General features: G+C 45.6%; 13 protein-coding genes. 12 read left to right on the forward strand and 1 reads right to left on the reverse strand.

Annotation, left to right across the window (positions count from 1 at the left end):
- Positions 1-12: 12 nt before the first annotated feature.
- The 12 genes from AC4E8A_RS05735 to AC4E8A_RS05790 all read left to right on the forward strand — a co-directional run bounded on the left by AC4E8A_RS05735 (position 13) and on the right by AC4E8A_RS05790 (position 13,332).
- The gene (locus AC4E8A_RS05735) at positions 13-438 is read left to right on the forward strand and encodes a hypothetical protein (RefSeq protein ID WP_490197318.1); all 426 of its coding nucleotides are present in this window, start codon (positions 13-15) and stop codon (positions 436-438) included.
- Positions 431-1,993, forward strand: a complete 1,563-nt coding sequence (locus AC4E8A_RS05740) for a glycoside hydrolase family 43 protein (RefSeq protein WP_490197319.1) — start codon at positions 431-433, stop codon at positions 1,991-1,993. The genes AC4E8A_RS05735 and AC4E8A_RS05740 overlap by 8 nt, the downstream gene beginning before the upstream one ends.
- A 233-nt stretch (positions 1,994-2,226) precedes the next feature.
- On the forward strand, positions 2,227-2,991 hold the full coding sequence (locus tag AC4E8A_RS05745; RefSeq protein WP_490197320.1) for an NAD-dependent epimerase/dehydratase family protein: 765 nt from the start codon (positions 2,227-2,229) through the stop codon (positions 2,989-2,991).
- A 496-nt stretch (positions 2,992-3,487) separates the two neighbouring features.
- Positions 3,488-4,924: a glucuronate isomerase gene (gene uxaC / locus AC4E8A_RS05750; protein WP_490197321.1), complete on the forward strand. Its 1,437-nt coding sequence runs from the start codon at positions 3,488-3,490 to the stop codon at positions 4,922-4,924.
- Positions 4,925-5,016: 92 nt separating this feature from the next.
- Positions 5,017-6,012, forward strand: coding sequence for a LacI family DNA-binding transcriptional regulator (locus AC4E8A_RS05755; RefSeq protein ID WP_490197322.1), 996 nt, complete (start codon positions 5,017-5,019; stop codon positions 6,010-6,012).
- A 72-nt stretch (positions 6,013-6,084) separates the two neighbouring features.
- Positions 6,085-7,548 (forward strand): tagaturonate reductase, encoded by a 1,464-nt coding sequence (locus tag AC4E8A_RS05760; RefSeq protein WP_490197323.1) that lies wholly within the window; start codon positions 6,085-6,087, stop codon positions 7,546-7,548.
- Positions 7,545-9,038 carry a UxaA family hydrolase gene (locus tag AC4E8A_RS05765; RefSeq protein WP_490197324.1) on the forward strand — a complete coding sequence of 498 codons (1,494 nt, stop codon included), beginning with the start codon at positions 7,545-7,547 and terminating at the stop codon, positions 9,036-9,038. The genes AC4E8A_RS05760 and AC4E8A_RS05765 overlap by 4 nt, the downstream gene beginning before the upstream one ends.
- A 40-nt stretch (positions 9,039-9,078) precedes the next feature.
- The gene (locus tag AC4E8A_RS05770) at positions 9,079-9,735 is read left to right on the forward strand and encodes a bifunctional 4-hydroxy-2-oxoglutarate aldolase/2-dehydro-3-deoxy-phosphogluconate aldolase (protein ID WP_490197325.1); all 657 of its coding nucleotides are present in this window, start codon (positions 9,079-9,081) and stop codon (positions 9,733-9,735) included.
- Positions 9,732-10,745 (forward strand): PfkB family carbohydrate kinase, encoded by a 1,014-nt coding sequence (locus AC4E8A_RS05775; RefSeq protein ID WP_490197326.1) that lies wholly within the window; start codon positions 9,732-9,734, stop codon positions 10,743-10,745. Before AC4E8A_RS05770 ends, AC4E8A_RS05775 begins: the two co-directional genes overlap by 4 nt.
- A gap of 28 nt (positions 10,746-10,773) precedes the next feature.
- Positions 10,774-11,604, forward strand: coding sequence for a 5-dehydro-4-deoxy-D-glucuronate isomerase (kduI, locus tag AC4E8A_RS05780; protein ID WP_490197327.1), 831 nt, complete (start codon positions 10,774-10,776; stop codon positions 11,602-11,604).
- A gap of 27 nt (positions 11,605-11,631) precedes the next feature.
- Positions 11,632-12,414 (forward strand): 2-dehydro-3-deoxy-D-gluconate 5-dehydrogenase KduD, encoded by a 783-nt coding sequence (gene kduD, locus AC4E8A_RS05785; RefSeq protein WP_490197328.1) that lies wholly within the window; start codon positions 11,632-11,634, stop codon positions 12,412-12,414.
- Between the two features lie 57 nt (positions 12,415-12,471).
- Positions 12,472-13,332, forward strand: a complete 861-nt coding sequence (locus AC4E8A_RS05790) for a sugar phosphate isomerase/epimerase family protein (protein WP_490197330.1) — start codon at positions 12,472-12,474, stop codon at positions 13,330-13,332.
- Between the two features lie 754 nt (positions 13,333-14,086).
- Here the strand turns inward: AC4E8A_RS05790 and AC4E8A_RS05795 are convergent.
- On the reverse strand, positions 14,087-15,385 hold the full coding sequence (locus AC4E8A_RS05795; protein WP_490197332.1) for an NCS2 family permease: 1,299 nt from the start codon (positions 15,383-15,385) through the stop codon (positions 14,087-14,089).
- Positions 15,386-15,425: the final 40 nt, after the last annotated feature.

Genomic DNA, 15,425 nt, shown 5'->3' on the forward strand with positions numbered 1-15,425 from the left:
GAGGAAGCAGGAATGAAACGTAAATGGGAAAGCATCATCGGCATCATGGGTGCGTTGCTTTGCCTGATTTTTTTAGGCGGCTTTTCAGTGACTATCACGACAATGGATAAAAAAACTTTCGAAGCGGCTGTCTTCCCGATTCTGCAGGCGGATGTATCGAAAGGCCACCTCTCAGAAAGCTTTGAAGCGGTCAAAGCCCTTGCTGTCTGGTTTGGTGTCACCATGATAGGGGTCCTTGTTTTTACGAGCATTGCGACTTTATTTGTCCGCAAAAACAAAAATCCCAAAGTGGCGGCAGCATTTTATATTTTGGCTGGCCTGACAGCCCTGGCTGGCACTCAGTTGATTGCTTTCCCGCTTGCTTTCTTATTTTTCCTGGCTGCTGTGCTCTGCATATTTAGAAATTTAAAGCCAAAGGAAGGAGCATCTTATGCATAATTCAAGGATTATCAATCCGGTCTTGCCAGGATTCAATCCGGATCCTTATATTGTAAAGGCAAAGGACACTTACTATATAGCCGTTTCATCATTTGAATGGCTGCCTGGTATCCGTGTATACCGTTCAGGTGATCTGGTGAATTGGGAGCACGAAACTGATATTCTTACTACCCAAGTCGATTTAAGAGGGAACCCTGAGAACGGAAGCATCTGGGCACCGCAGCTCAGCTATTTCAGGGATAGATTCTACCTTGTCTATACAGATGTGAAAAGCACGAAGCGTCCATTTAAGGACAGTCATAACTATTTGATCACGGCTCCCTGCATCAATGGTCCATGGTCGGAGCCGGTGTACTTGAACAGCAGCGGCTTTGATCCTTCTTTATTTCACGATGAAGATGGACGAAAATGGCTGCTGAACGAAATTTGGGATTACCGTATGGAAACCGGAAACAAATCTGCGGGGATCGTCATGCAGGAGTACGATGAAGAAGCAAAGCAGCTCAGTGGGCAGGTGCATAAGATCTTCGACGGTACCCCTCTGGCTAAAACTGAAGCTCCGCACATGTACCGGTGCAATGGCTACTATTACTTAATCACAGCTGAAGGGGGGACTGGCGCCGGCCATGCTGTCACCGTCTGCCGTGCGGAAGAGATTACCGGCCCATATGAAGTGGATCCGGAATATCCGATGCTGACTGCCAGGGATAAACCTGATTCTCCGCTGCAATGCTCCGGCCATGGCAGCATTGTCGAAACACCGCACGGAAAATGGTACATGGCATATTTGTGCACCCGCCCGCTTCAAGGCAAATACAATATTCTCGGGCGCGAAACAGCGATTGAGGAAGTAGTCTGGACTGAGGACGGATGGCTGCGCCTTGCAGGCGGAGGAAACGGCCCGCATGCGGAAACGGAAATCGAGACGGAAGAGCCCGTTGTGCAAAGTAGGAATACAAGCTTCCGTGATGATTTCAATCAAAATCTCCATAAAGAATGGAATACACTGCGGATCATGTCCGATCCGTCCTGGTGCGACATGACAAGCAGGAAAGGCTGTCTTCGTATGCACTCGGGAGATTCAATCCAATCACTGTTTGAGCACCATATTCTGGCGGCCAGGCAGAAAGACTTCAGCTTTTCTGCATCCACCAGGTTGGAATTCCACCCTGAAACCTATAATCAGATGGCGGGGCTTCTCCTGTATCTGAATGACAGCAACTATTTATATGCGTATATGACCTATGATGAAGATAAGGGTACTGTCATCCGCCTAATGCAATCGAAATCAGGGGAGTTCTCATTAGCGCCTCAAACAATATCAGTGGAAAGTGAGGCAGAGCTCAAAGTCAAGGTAGAAGGCACTCAAGCACAATTTTATTATCGCTCAGATGAAGATTCCTGGCAGGAGCTCGGGGGTGCAGCGGATATCACCTTTTTGTCAGGGGGATTTACCGGCAATTTTATCGGGATTGCCGTTCATGATATGGATAAAAAGGCAGGCTCCTATGCAGACTTTCATTACTTTGAGTATGAGGGTCAGGACAGAATTTAACTAAAAACAGTAAAAGGCCGGATGCTCTCCTGGCCTTTTACTGTTTTTACATGAAGAAAGGTGAATAATCTGACCGATCGTCCAGTTCTCTGTGTTTTTATCATAAGTTGCGTAGGTTCTTTAATCTCTCAGTATTTAGCAGTTATTCCTGTAAATAGGAATAACGAAGCCTAGGGAGGGTATTTTAAATAAAATAAATAGTACAGCGCTAACAAGATCAGGAGGAGAAGCGGATGAAAAAGAAGATTGCCCTTATCGGCGGTTCAGGAACAATTGGCACTGTTTTATATAATGGTCTCTGCAGCAAATACGATATCGTGATCCTTGATAAAAAAGCCCCTGAAGAGCCAGCGGATTTTATTGAAACTGATGCAGCAGATTATGAGAACCTTACGGAAAACATTCCGGAGGATACAGATGTGCTGGTTAATCTGCTGACTATCAAGACAGAAAATGAACTGGAGAATCTGCAGGAGTTTCACATGATGACCAGCATCCATTTTATCGCTTCGTTTTATATCCTGCATGCAGCCTCTTCCCTCGGAATCCCAAAAGTCGTATTTGCCAGCAGCAATCATGCAGCCGATTATTATGAGAAAAATGGGTATTCTTCATTAGGCAGAGAGGTCACTGCTCAGGATTTCCCAATGTCTGTAGGGCTGTATGGTGTTCTAAAGTATGCATCTGAAGGCGTTGGACGAATCATGGCCAGCAACGAAAATAATAACCTTTCGGTGATCAATTTAAGGGTCGGTAGTGTACATCCAGATGAAGGAGCGGCCGTGAAGGATGATGACAGGCTGTGCAGGACCCTCTTGTCACATGAAGATGCTGTACAGCTGTTTGATCTCGCTATCCAGTCGACTATTAAGAATGGCACCTATTACGGTGTTTCAGATAATCCTGATAAACCGTGGTCGACAGAAACAGCCTGGAAGGAGCTTGGATTTGTTTCAAAAAAAAATGCAAAAGAGGTATTGGAAGAGAATGATGAATGAATAGGAGATTGGTTCTGGACGGGCCAGGTCTCTTTTTTAGTACACTAAAATATGTATGGGGGAAATGTGAATAATAAGCAGTCTGTGTAACTAATGAAGAGTTGTTTGGGAAAATTTGAAGGTCAGCCCACTCCCCGCATCTTACAAAAATTTGCTGGAGGCTGTGTTCTTTTATTACAACTGAATCTTTACCATTGATTGCAGATCAAACAGTTAAATAGAAGGTTTACAAAAGCGAAGGCGTAAAGGCAAAATATATCAATATGCTTATAAAGCCCCATTTTATTCTTCCAAAGAATGATGCAAATTCAATGGAAAGGTTCCATAATGCCATGCGGTTACTCTTAAAGGGAATCGGCAGTTGAGAAAGCGAAGGCAACTGCAGAAAAAGAAAATGTTAACGTTAACAAAAAACATTTACAGCACTAGTTAAATTTGTTAGACTGAATTTACAGATAATTGTTAACGTTAACAAAACACTTGGAGGATGATTAAGATGGAAAAGTTTATGGGTGAGAATTTTCTCCTGAAAAATGAAACAGCTGTGTCTTTATATCATGAGGTAGCAAAGGATTTGCCGATCATCGATTACCATTGTCATATTAGTCCAAAGGAAATCTATGAAAATAAGAAATTTAAGAATATTACCGAAGCTTGGCTTTACGGGGACCATTATAAATGGAGGGTGATGCGGGCCAATGGCATTAAGGAAAAGTATATAACTGGTGATGCAGACGATTATGAAAAGTTTCTTGCATGGGCTAGAACAGTTCCGATGACCATAGGGAACCCCTTATACAACTGGACGCACATGGAGCTGCAGCGCTTTTTTGGCATAAACGACATATTGAATGAAAAATCAGCTCCAGACATCTGGAAAAAAGTAAATAAATTACTGGTTGAAGATGATTTCAGAGTTCGGGAAATCATCAAGGAATCAAATGTACGGGTAGTCTGCACGACTGACGATCCGGTCGATTCACTGGAATATCACAAGCTTCTTTCAGAAGAAGAGGACTTTCCCGTTCTTGTCGTGCCGGGCTTCAGGCCGGATAAAGGACTGGAAATCAACCGACAAGGCTATGAAGAGTGGATAAAGCGTCTTGAGACAGCGAGCGGGGTTACGATTGACAGCTATTCCAGCCTCCTGGAAGCATTAGATTCAAGAGTGCATTTTTTTCACGCGCTCGGCGGCCGGGTTTCCGACCATGCGCTTGATAAGGTTGTATATGAAGAAGCCACCTTTGAAGAGGTATCAGAGATTTTTGCCAAAAAGCTCTCTGGAGGGACTGTATCCGAGAGGGAGGAAAAGCAGTATAAAACCTATACACTTGTTCATCTCGGCAAACTTTATTCCAGTATGGGCTGGGCAATGCAATACCATATGAATGCGCACCGCAATAATAATACAAAAATGTTTCAAGCCCTTGGCCCTGATACCGGCTATGATTCTATCAATGATGATAAGATTGCCAAACCGCTCGTCAGGCTGCTCGACGCTCTTTCCCAGGCAGGAGGGCTGCCAAAAACAATCCTGTATTCACTGAATCCTGGCGACAATCATACTCTTGCCAGCATCATCAACAGCTTCCAGGATGGCAGCATACCAGGGAAAATCCAGTACGGCACTGCCTGGTGGTTCAATGATACGAGGGACGGGATGCTGGACCAGATGAAAGCCTTGGCAAATATGGGCCTCTTCAGCCGATTCATCGGGATGCTTACCGACTCGAGAAGCTTCCTGTCATATACCAGGCATGAATATTTCCGCAGGATTGTCTGCAGCCTGGTCGGTGAATGGGTTGAAAATGGGGAAGCACCGAATGATACGGAGCTGCTCAGCACGATTGTCAAAGGGATTTGCTATTATAATGCTGAGGATTATTTTCAATTCCAGGAAGCTGAAAAACAGCATGAAGCTGCTGTTAAATAAATCGTGACAACGCTCCAGGCTTGGAGCCGGCATGTAGGGAAGGTTATAATAAAAGGATAACTAGGATTGATGGGTAAAAGGAAGGTTTATATATGGTAACAATTAAAGATATTGCGAGAATTGCCAATGTATCGCACACAACCGTTTCTCGAGCATTGAACAACAGTCCGCTGATCAAAAAGCCGACAAAGCAGAAAATCCTAGAAATTGCCTCCCAGCTTAACTATTCGCCGAATGTGAATGCGAAGAGTCTGGTTATGCAGAAATCGCATACGATCGGCCTGTTCCTGACAAGCATCGTAAACGGAACTTCTGCTAGCTTTCTTGCAGATACAATCAAGGGAGTGAACGGGGCCATTTCACAGGAGTATAACCTATTCATTCGCGGAATCGATGATTATCAAGATTTCTCCAGCATCAACAGACAGCGGTTTGACGGGATCATCCTAATGAGCCAAAGTGTCCGCGACAATCCTTTTATCTACCATGTCATGCAAAGGGAGATTCCCCTTATTGTCCTGAACAGGGAGATAGAAGAAGAAAATGTCTACAATATATATTCAAATGATGCTGAAGGATCGAAACAGGCAGTGGAATACCTGATTGAAAACGGGCATAGGGATATTGCGATAATTGAAGGAACGTCAAGCTTTAAATCTTCGCAAATGCGCAAGGACGGTTATTTGCAGGCGCTGATTGATAAGGGGATACCTGTGAAAAATAGTTATGCAGTGAAAGGCAATTATGATATGGAAAGCGGCTTTATGGCGATGGAGCAGCTTTTATCCCTCCATGATCCTCCGACGGCTGTTTTTTGCTCTAACGATGATATGGCAATAGGTGCCATGAACTGTGCGTTTGAAAAAGGACTAAGTGTACCTGATGACTTATCTGTCTTTGGTTTTGATGACATAGGTTATTCACAATACACCACTCCGCCGCTATCGACCGTCAAGCGGCCAGTAGAGCAGATCAGCCTGCTGGGGGCGGAAAAAATGCTCTCTCTTGTACAAAAAGGGATTGAGGCAGAAAAGATATTTGTTAATACTGAGCTCATCATCAGAAGCTCTGTAAGAAGGCTTGACTAGCCTAACCCGCAGCCCGTGGGTTTTGCGTAAAAATGTTAACGTGTGCAAAATAGAAAATAAGGGAGGAAAGGTATGGAACGCCTAAGCAGTAAAACGCATCCCAAAAGGATCTTCCCGGAAAAGATCCTTCAATTTGGCGAAGGGAACTTCCTACGGGGGTTCGCCGACTGGCAGATAAAAGTTTTAAATGACAAAAAAGAATTTAATGGAAGTGCTGTTGTTGTACAGCCCCGTGGGTCGAATAAGATTGAGCGGCTTAATCGGCAGGATGGGCTGTATACCCTCTATCTCGAAGGGCTTAAGGAAGGAGTCCCTGTAAAGGAACATATGGTGATCGATTCTATCAGCAGGGGAATTAATCTTCACTCAGATTATGAAGAGTTCATCAACCTTGCAGGGCAGAAGGAACTTAGGTTTATCATCAGCAATGCCACCGAGGCAGGGATGGTATTTGATCCTGATGACAAGCTGGAGGACCGCCCTCAAAAGGGTTTTACCGGAAAACTTGCCAGTTTTTTATATCATAGGTACCTGGCTTTTGAGGGAGATGAGAAATACGGATGCATACTCCTTCCGTGTGAACTGGTTGAAAATAATGGCGGGAAATTGAAAAAAATCGTTCTTCAATACGCTGATGCATGGAATCTTAAAGAAGATTTCAGTAACTGGGTAGACAAAGCTAATGTATTCTGCTCGACGCTGGTGGACCGGATCGTCCCGGGTTTTCCGAAGGACAGCATAGAAAAGAAGACAGAAGAATTGGGATACGACGATGAACTTCTTCTAACCGGGGAGCATTATCATCTCTGGGCCATCGAAGGGCCTTCCTGGCTGAAGGATGAGCTGCCTGTTGAGGGGACTGGACTTAATCTTGTCATTGCTAATGATATTTCCAAATACCGTGCGCGAAAAGTCAGGATTCTGAACGGCGCCCATACGGCTATGACTCCCCTGGCAATCCTTTCTGGCCTTGAAACCGTAGAAGAATCTGTCAGCCATCCAGAAGCAGGGCTTTTTATTAAAGAGCTGATAGAAGAGGAAATCCTTCCGACACTCGAAGGCGACCCACAAGAGCTGAAGCTTTATGCGGAAGAGGTTATGTACCGTTTTGCCAACCCTTACATCAAGCATTATGTGAAAAGTATCTCTTTGAATTCAATATCTAAATTCTCTGCAAGGAATCTTCCGGTCTTACTGGATTATACAAAAAAGGAAGGTGAATTGCCTGTCAGGATTGTATTCTCCTTAAGCTGCCTCTTGTATCTTTACAAGGAAATGGAAGTGGAGGATAGCAGCGAGGTTCTCGAAATCTTCCAATCTGCATGGGGCGGGTTTGGGGAGAAGCAAATCGGGATGGAACAGCTGGCTGGTTACCTTTTGAAGGAAGAAAAGCTGTGGGGGAAAGACCTGACTGACGTTCCTGGGCTTAAGGAAGCAGTGACTGAATTCCTTACTGAGATAGAAGAAAAAGGCGTCAAAAAAGCGCTTCAGCACGTAATGGGCGCACCTGCATTAGCAAGGGGGAAAATAGAATGAGAGATTTCCTTAAGATCGACCCTGCTGACAATATCATTCTCGCACTGAAAGACATGAAAAAAGGCGATGAATTGGTAGTGGAAGGCAAATCCGTCATTTTGCAAGAGGATATTCGCCGCGGGCACAAAATTGCAGAAACAACAATCAATGCGAATGAAAATATCGTAAAATACGGCTATCCAATCGGGCATGCAACAGCAGCCATCGTTCCTGGGGAGCTGGTGCATACGCATAATACGAAAACGAACCTCTCTGGCCAGGAGGAATATAGCTATTCTCCTGCTTACACGAACAGCCCTTTTTCTCATGAGAAAAGAACCTTCAAGGGATATCGGCGCAAAAACGGCAAAGCAGGCATCCGCAATGAATTATGGATTGTTCCGACGGTCGGCTGTGTAAATGGTATCGCAGAGAAAATCATCAGCCGCTTTGAAAAACATGCCGGTGAAAACAATCCGTTTGACCAGGCACTTGTATTAAAGCATAGCTATGGCTGTTCGCAGCTTGGAGACGATCATGAAAATACAAAGCAGATCCTCCTTAATGCAGTCCGTCATCCTAATGCAGGTGGAGTGCTCGTTTTAGGACTTGGGTGTGAAAACAATGAGATGGAGGAATTCAGGAAGTCTCTTGGCGAAGTGGACGAGAGCCGGGTTAAATTTCTCGTTTCCCAGGAAGTTTCAGATGAAATTGAAGCAGGTTTAAATCTTGTAAAGGAAATATATGAAGTAGCCAGGAATGATAAGAGAGAAGACATCCCACTATCTGAATTGAACATTGGCTTGAAATGCGGAGGCTCTGACGGATTCTCTGGAATTACCGCAAATCCTCTGCTGGGACGGTTCTCGGATTATCTCATTGCCCAGGGCGGTACGACTGTATTGACAGAAGTACCTGAAATGTTTGGAGCTGAGACCATCCTCATGGAAAGGGCGGAAAATGAAGCGGTTTTTGAAAAAGTCGTCAGCCTGATAAATGATTTTAAAGGCTATTTCCTTGAGCATAACCAGCCGGTTTATGAAAATCCATCACCAGGCAATAAAGCTGGAGGAATCACAACTCTTGAGGATAAATCGCTTGGCTGCACCCAGAAAGCGGGAACCTCAAAGGTGGTTGATGTACTGAAATACGGTGGGACACTCCGTAAAAATGGGCTGAATCTTCTCAGTGCACCCGGGAATGACCTGATTGCTTCCACCGCGCTAGCTGCAGCAGGTTGCCATATCGTCCTGTTCACGACCGGCAGGGGGACCCCTTTCGGAACCTTCGTACCGACGATGAAAATTTCGACCAATACCCAGCTTTATGAAACAAAGCCCCATTGGATCGATTTCAATGCCGGTATACTGCTGGAAGACGATGTCCCTTCTGAAGACGTACTGCAGCAGTTCACGGAGTATATCATCAGCGTGGCGAGCGGGGAATTGGTGAATAACGAGAAAAACGATTTCAGGGAGATTTCCATTTTTAAAAGCGGAGTCACTTTATAGGCTGGAGCAGGGAGATTAAGCCCTTGCCGGGGAGGCAATTATGAAGAAGTTGAACATATTGAATCGACTGACAGAATCCGGAGTGGTGGCAGTTGTAAGGACTGGCTCAAAGGATGAGGCTGTAAAAATATCTGATGCCTGTGTAAAGGGAGGGATTGCTGGAATTGAAATCACCTTTACCATCGATGGGGCTGAAGACGTCTTAAAAGAATTAGCGGGATATTTCGCTGCAGATCCGAGGGCAGTTCTGGGAGCGGGAACCGTCCTGGATCCGGCGACAGCGAGGATGGCCATTCTTGCCGGTGCGCAGTTCATAGTAAGCCCTGCCTTTGACAGGGAAACCGCCAAGCTTTGCAATCTTTATCAGGTGCCCTATATGCCTGGCTGTATGACTATTACAGAAATGAAGGAAGCTCTCCAATATGGGGCTGATATTATCAAGCTGTTCCCCGGGAATACCTTCGGTCCGGATTTCATCAAAGCGGTCAAGGCGCCGCTTCCACAGGTAAATATCATGCCGACTGGCGGGGTGAGCCTGGAAAATGCAGGACAATGGATTAAAAATGGCTGTGTGGCGGTTGGGGTTGGCGGAAACCTTGTGGCGCCTGCCAAAACAGGAGATTATGAAAAAATCACTGAAATGTCTGCAGAATATATAAAAATTGTCAGAGAGGCAAGAAAAGAGGGACGAGAATGAAGAAGATTGTTACTTTGGGAGAGATTATGCTGCGTTTTTCAACAGAAGAGGGCATCAGGCTTTCCCAGGCATCAGGCCTTAGCGTCCATTACGGCGGTGCAGAAGCCAATGTCGCAGTATCAATGGCGAACTTCGGCTATGAATCCTTTTTTGCCGGCAAGGTTCCTGACAACCCTTTAGGGCAGGGAGCAGAAAGGCATTTAAAAGCAAATGGCGTTCGTACAGATTTCCTCATAAAAGGAGGGCACCGGCTTGGCACCTATTATTTGGAATCGGGTATTGGCGAGCGAAGCGCCAAAGTCACCTATGACCGGAAGCATTCGAGTTTCTCAGAACTTGTTCCGGAAGAGGCAGACTTGGACAGCATGCTCAAGTCTGCCTCGCTTTTCCATGTAAGCGGAATCACACTCGCCCTTTCCCCCGAACTTAGGGAGCTGGTACTTCTGGCATTAAAAAAAGCGAAGGAATATGGAGTGTTGACAAGCCTTGACTTTAATTACCGGGGAAAGCTCTGGAGCCAGTCAGAGGCCGGGGCGGCCATAAAGGAACTCCTTCCTTTTGCAGATATCTGTTCCTGCGGGGAATTGGACAGCATCCATCTCTTGGGGATGGAGCCTGCTGATGCTTCTCTTTCCCAGACAGAGAGGCTGCAAGTCTACTATGACCGGCTGGTCTCGCAATACCCCGGCATCCGGTTTATCTGCTCAACCTTCAGGAAAGTGATTTCCGCCTCCAGCAACACCCTCCAGGGAAATTTATTTAGCGGCGGCCAACTCTTTCAGTCAAAAATCCACAGCATAGAGCCCATTGTCGACAGGGTAGGCGGGGGGGACGCTTTTATGGCAGGGATTCTTGCAGGTGTGCTGGAGGGGTGGGATTCCCAGATGACGGCAGATTTTGCAACTGCCGCCTCAGCCCTTAAGCACACAGTCCATGGAGACAGTAATTCATTTACAAAGGAAGAAGTTTTGGCTTTGGCGGAAAATGAACCAGGTAAAATCCTTCGCTGAAAATAAAAAATGAAAAGGAGAATGCACAATGGAAACACGTTATGCGATTCATCCCGAAGATATGAAGAAGTATACGACAGATGAGTTAAGAAGAGAGTTCTTGGTAGAAACACTTTTTGAACCCGGACAGGTTCACCTGACTTACACTCATAACGACAGGATGATTTTTGGCGGTATTACACCTGCAGGGCACGAACTGACCATCAAGCTCGACAAGGAATTGGGAGTCAATTATTTCCTGGAACGGCGGGAGCTGGGTATCATCAATATTGGCGGGGACGGGACAGTCATCCTCGATGGGACAGAGTATGATATGCAGGCCAGGGACGGCTTATACGTGGGAAAAGGGACTAAGGAGGTGCTTTTCCGCTCCAAAAATGAGGCAGAGCCAGCCAAATTCTATATTAACTCCACCCCTGCGCATCAGGAGTATCCTACCGTCAAGATTGATATAAATGAAATCAAGCCGCTGGAAATGGGAGAGCCTGGCACTTTGAATGAACGGAAAATCTACCAGTATGTCCACCCAAATGTCTGCGAAAGCTGCCAGCTGCAGATGGGCTTGACGATGCTGTCCCCGGGAAGCGTCTGGAATACGATGCCATGCCATACCCATGAGCGGAGAATGGAGGTATACCTTTATTTCGATATGGAGGAAGATACACGTGTCTTCCATTTCATGGGAAGGCCGGAGGAAACAAGACACCTTGTCATGAAGAATGAACAGGCTGCCATATCTCCAAGCTGGTCCATCCATACAGGCACGGCAACGAGCAATTATACTTTCATATGGGGAATGTGCGGAGAGAATATCACGTATTCCGATATGGATCATGTCAAGATGGAAGAATTGCGATAAGATTCTGTTAGAAATGGAGGATTTGATATGACAGATGCACTTAGTGCCTTTTCATTGGATATATTCAGCCTCACTGGCAAGACAGCGATTGTGACAGGCGGTAATAAAGGTCTCGGCCAGGCTTATGCGGCGGCACTTGCCAAGGCTGGCGCCGACCTGTTTGTCATTTCCAGGAGCGGCGATTGGCAGGAAACTGAAAGATTAATAGAAGAAACGGGTCATAAAGCGGTATTTTTTCAGGCAGACCTAAGCGATAGAACGAAAATCAGAGAAGCAGTCGAAGCCTGTCTAGAGGAATACGGAAGAATCGATATCCTTGTCAATAATGCAGGTACGATCCGCCGTGCGCCGCTCCTTGAATATAAAGAAGAAGATTGGGATGCCGTAATGGAAGTCAATATAAATTCTCTTTATCTTCTCAGCCAGGAGGCAGCAAGAGTCATGTCTGAACAGAAATCTGGGAAGATCATCAATATTGCAAGCATGCTGTCTTTCCAGGGCGGTAAATTCGTCCCTTCTTATACAGCAAGCAAGCATGCGGTGGCAGGGCTGACGAAGGCGTTTGCCAATGAGCTGGCTGAATTCAATATTCAGGTCAATGCGATTGCCCCGGGCTATATTGCGACAGACAATACAGCTGCAATCAGGTCGGACGAAAAAAGAAATGCAGAAATCCTTTCGCGTATTCCTGCCGGAAAATGGGGGCAGTCCGCCGATCTGATGGGCGCAGTGGTGTTCCTTGCAAGCGATGCTTCAAGCTATATGAATGGACATCTTCTAGCGGTAGATGGAGGATGGCTGGTACGATAAGAAAATAAGTAAAGGGAGCCGTACAGGAGTGCGGCTTCCTTTATAGGGGGATTTTATATGAAGCTTGGGATCAGAGCGCACGATATCGAACAAGATTCATTGGAAGGGCTGGCAATGGAGATTGGCCGCAAAGGATTTTCATACATCCAGCTTGCCCTGGGTAAATCACTGGCTTATCTTTATCCTTCACCAGGAAGCCTTTCATCTGGCCTGTCTCAATACATCGGCAAGACATTCGGGGAAGCTGGCGTCCAAATTGCGGTTCTTGGCTGCTATGTGAATCTTATTCATCCAGATATGTCAGAGAGGCAGAGGGGGCTGGAGAAATTTAAAGAACACATTAGGTATGCCAGGGATTTTGGATGCCGCATCGTAGGGACTGAGACTGGAAGTGTTCTCCCTGAGATGGGCTACACAGAAAGGAATTTTGAGGAAAAGCCCTTTTTAGACGCAGTAGAAAGTGTTGCAGAGCTCGCACGGGAGGCAGAAAAGTTCGATGTGATCGTCGCGGTAGAGGCAGGGGTCAATCATCCGGTCCATTCAGCGAAAAGGCTTAAACGCCTCTTGGAGCTCGTAGACTCAAATAATGTTCAGGTGATATTTGATCCGGCGAATCTTATAACGATTGAAAATTATCAAAGGCAGGATGATCTTTTAGAGGAAAGCATCGGCCTGCTCGGAGAATGGATTAGCATCTTCCATGCGAAAGACTTTGTAATCGAAGATGATCAGGTGAAAATAGTCCCGGCAGGACAGGGGCTCTTAAACTATGACAAAATCTCCAGTCTGCTGCGAGAACGGCAGCCTTATATTGAAATCCTCATGGAAGGCACAAGAGAACCGGACATTGACGCAAGTGCAGAATTTTTAAGGATCAAGCTGGGCACGGCCGATATAAGTCCGGGGCATTCCAGGTAAGAATGGACACTGATTGAAAAAACAGAGGACATCAGGGAAGCAGACTTCAACTTCCGCTTTCAGGCGGCTGTCATTGTGAGTTTCGATGTCTTCTAGTTACTTATTGAGATCAGAGCACCGTTCTCAGGGAGAATGCTGAATCTTGCTCCTGTAGGGATGCTGCCCCGCCAGATTGTGCTGAACCTTCTGTTGAGCCAGCTGTGTATACCTGTACTTAACTCCATTAAGTTCATTCACGATTTCGTCAAGCTTATATGTATTGTCTCTAACGTCTTCAATTGGTGTATTATTTGGAAGCTTTAAGTAGTCATGACTACTTCTGCTGAAGAATTGTCAACAAAGCATATTTTTGCATTGCCGCGAAAGTTCCAAACGAGCCTGTAAAGAGAAGGAAAGACAACAGCAGGATGATCCATTTATGATTCAACGATCAAGCCAGCCGCTTTAAAAATGGGCTGAAGATTTATGGGTTACGAGTTTGCGTTTTTCAGCTGGCCAGCAGCTCATCAATGGAACGACAACAAAAATGACCAAAAGAGATGTAATGGTGGGTACCTTACGTGGAGTAATTTTTATAAGAGAGGCCACTGATTATCAGGTCTGAGGGTGTTTTGTCGAATGGCATTTACTGCTTTAACACTTTAACGTAACAGGGGACAGTCCCCTGTTACGTTAAAGTGTTAAAGCGTTATATATGGAAGCAGCCGGAATCCTGAAGGGGTTCCGGCTGCTCTCCGTACACTTACTTTTAGATTTAATGAGGCAGGAATGCCAATTGATACATAAACAGGATGGCAAAGAGGTAAACAAGAGGGTGTACTTGTTTCCATTGGCCCTTCACGACTTTTAACAGAGGATAAGAGATGAAGCCTAACGCAATCCCGGTGGCTATACTTGAAGTTAACGGCATGCTGAGAATGATCAGGAATGCAGGGAACGCTTCATCAATCTCTCCCCATTTGATATGGGAGATGCTTCCCATCATCAGGCTTCCGACGATGATCAGGGCAGGTGCCGTGATAGCGGAAATGCCTGACACAGCGCTGACGAGCGGGCCAAAGAAAGCAGCTGCGATGAATAAAACGGAAACAGTCAGGGAAGTCAGTCCTGTTCTTCCTCCTGCAGCAACTCCAGCCGAAGATTCAATATACGCTGTTGTCGGGCTTGTTCCGAACATGGAACCAATTGTAGTCCCCGCTGAATCGGCCAACAAGGCTGCCCTTGCCCGCGGCATTGATTTTCCTTTCATCAATCCGGCCTGCTCAGCAACACCGATCATCGTTCCTGTTGTATCAAAAATCGTTACAAGCAGGAATGAGAAAACGACAGCATACAGACTGTGTTGAAAAACATCAGCAAATGCCGTAACAGGGTTTGCAACAATCAATCCATCAGGAAGAGAAGGAAGAGAGGCGATTCCTTCAAATTTTAATTCGCCTGTGAAGAAGGCAATGATTCCCGTAACAATCATCCCAAGGAACAAAGCACCGTGTATATTGCGGACCATCAGAATCAAAGTGACTGCCAGACCGACCAAAGCCAGCACGACTGATGAAGAATGAAGATCTCCTAATGCCACAAGGTTTTCTGGGTGAGAGGTGATGATTCCTGTCAGACGCAGGCCGATAAAAGCGATGAATAAGCCGATACCTGCAGTGATTCCATGTTTTAGATTCTCTGGAATTGCTTCGATTAATTTTTTTCTAAAAGGTGTTAGAGATAATAGGACAAAGATGATACCGGCAACAAATACGGCTGCAAAGGCGGTTTCATATGTAATGTTTTCATTAACGCCAACTACTGAATAAGTGAAATAGGCGTTCAACCCCATACCAGGGGCAATGGCAATTGGGTAGTTGGCAAACAGGGCCATCCACAAGGTACCTACTACTGCAGAGATGATCGTTGCCGTAAATACCTGTTCAAAGGGCACTCCGGCATCTGCTAAAATAACCGGATTAACGATTACGATATACACCATTGTTAAAAAAGTAGTAATACCTGCTATAATTTCAGTTCTTACATTTGTATTATGCTCTTTTAATTTAAACATAGAGAAACCTCCAAAAAGACGAACGATTTTTAAACGCAAA

This window comes from Bacillus sp. SRL337, assembly GCF_984799155.1.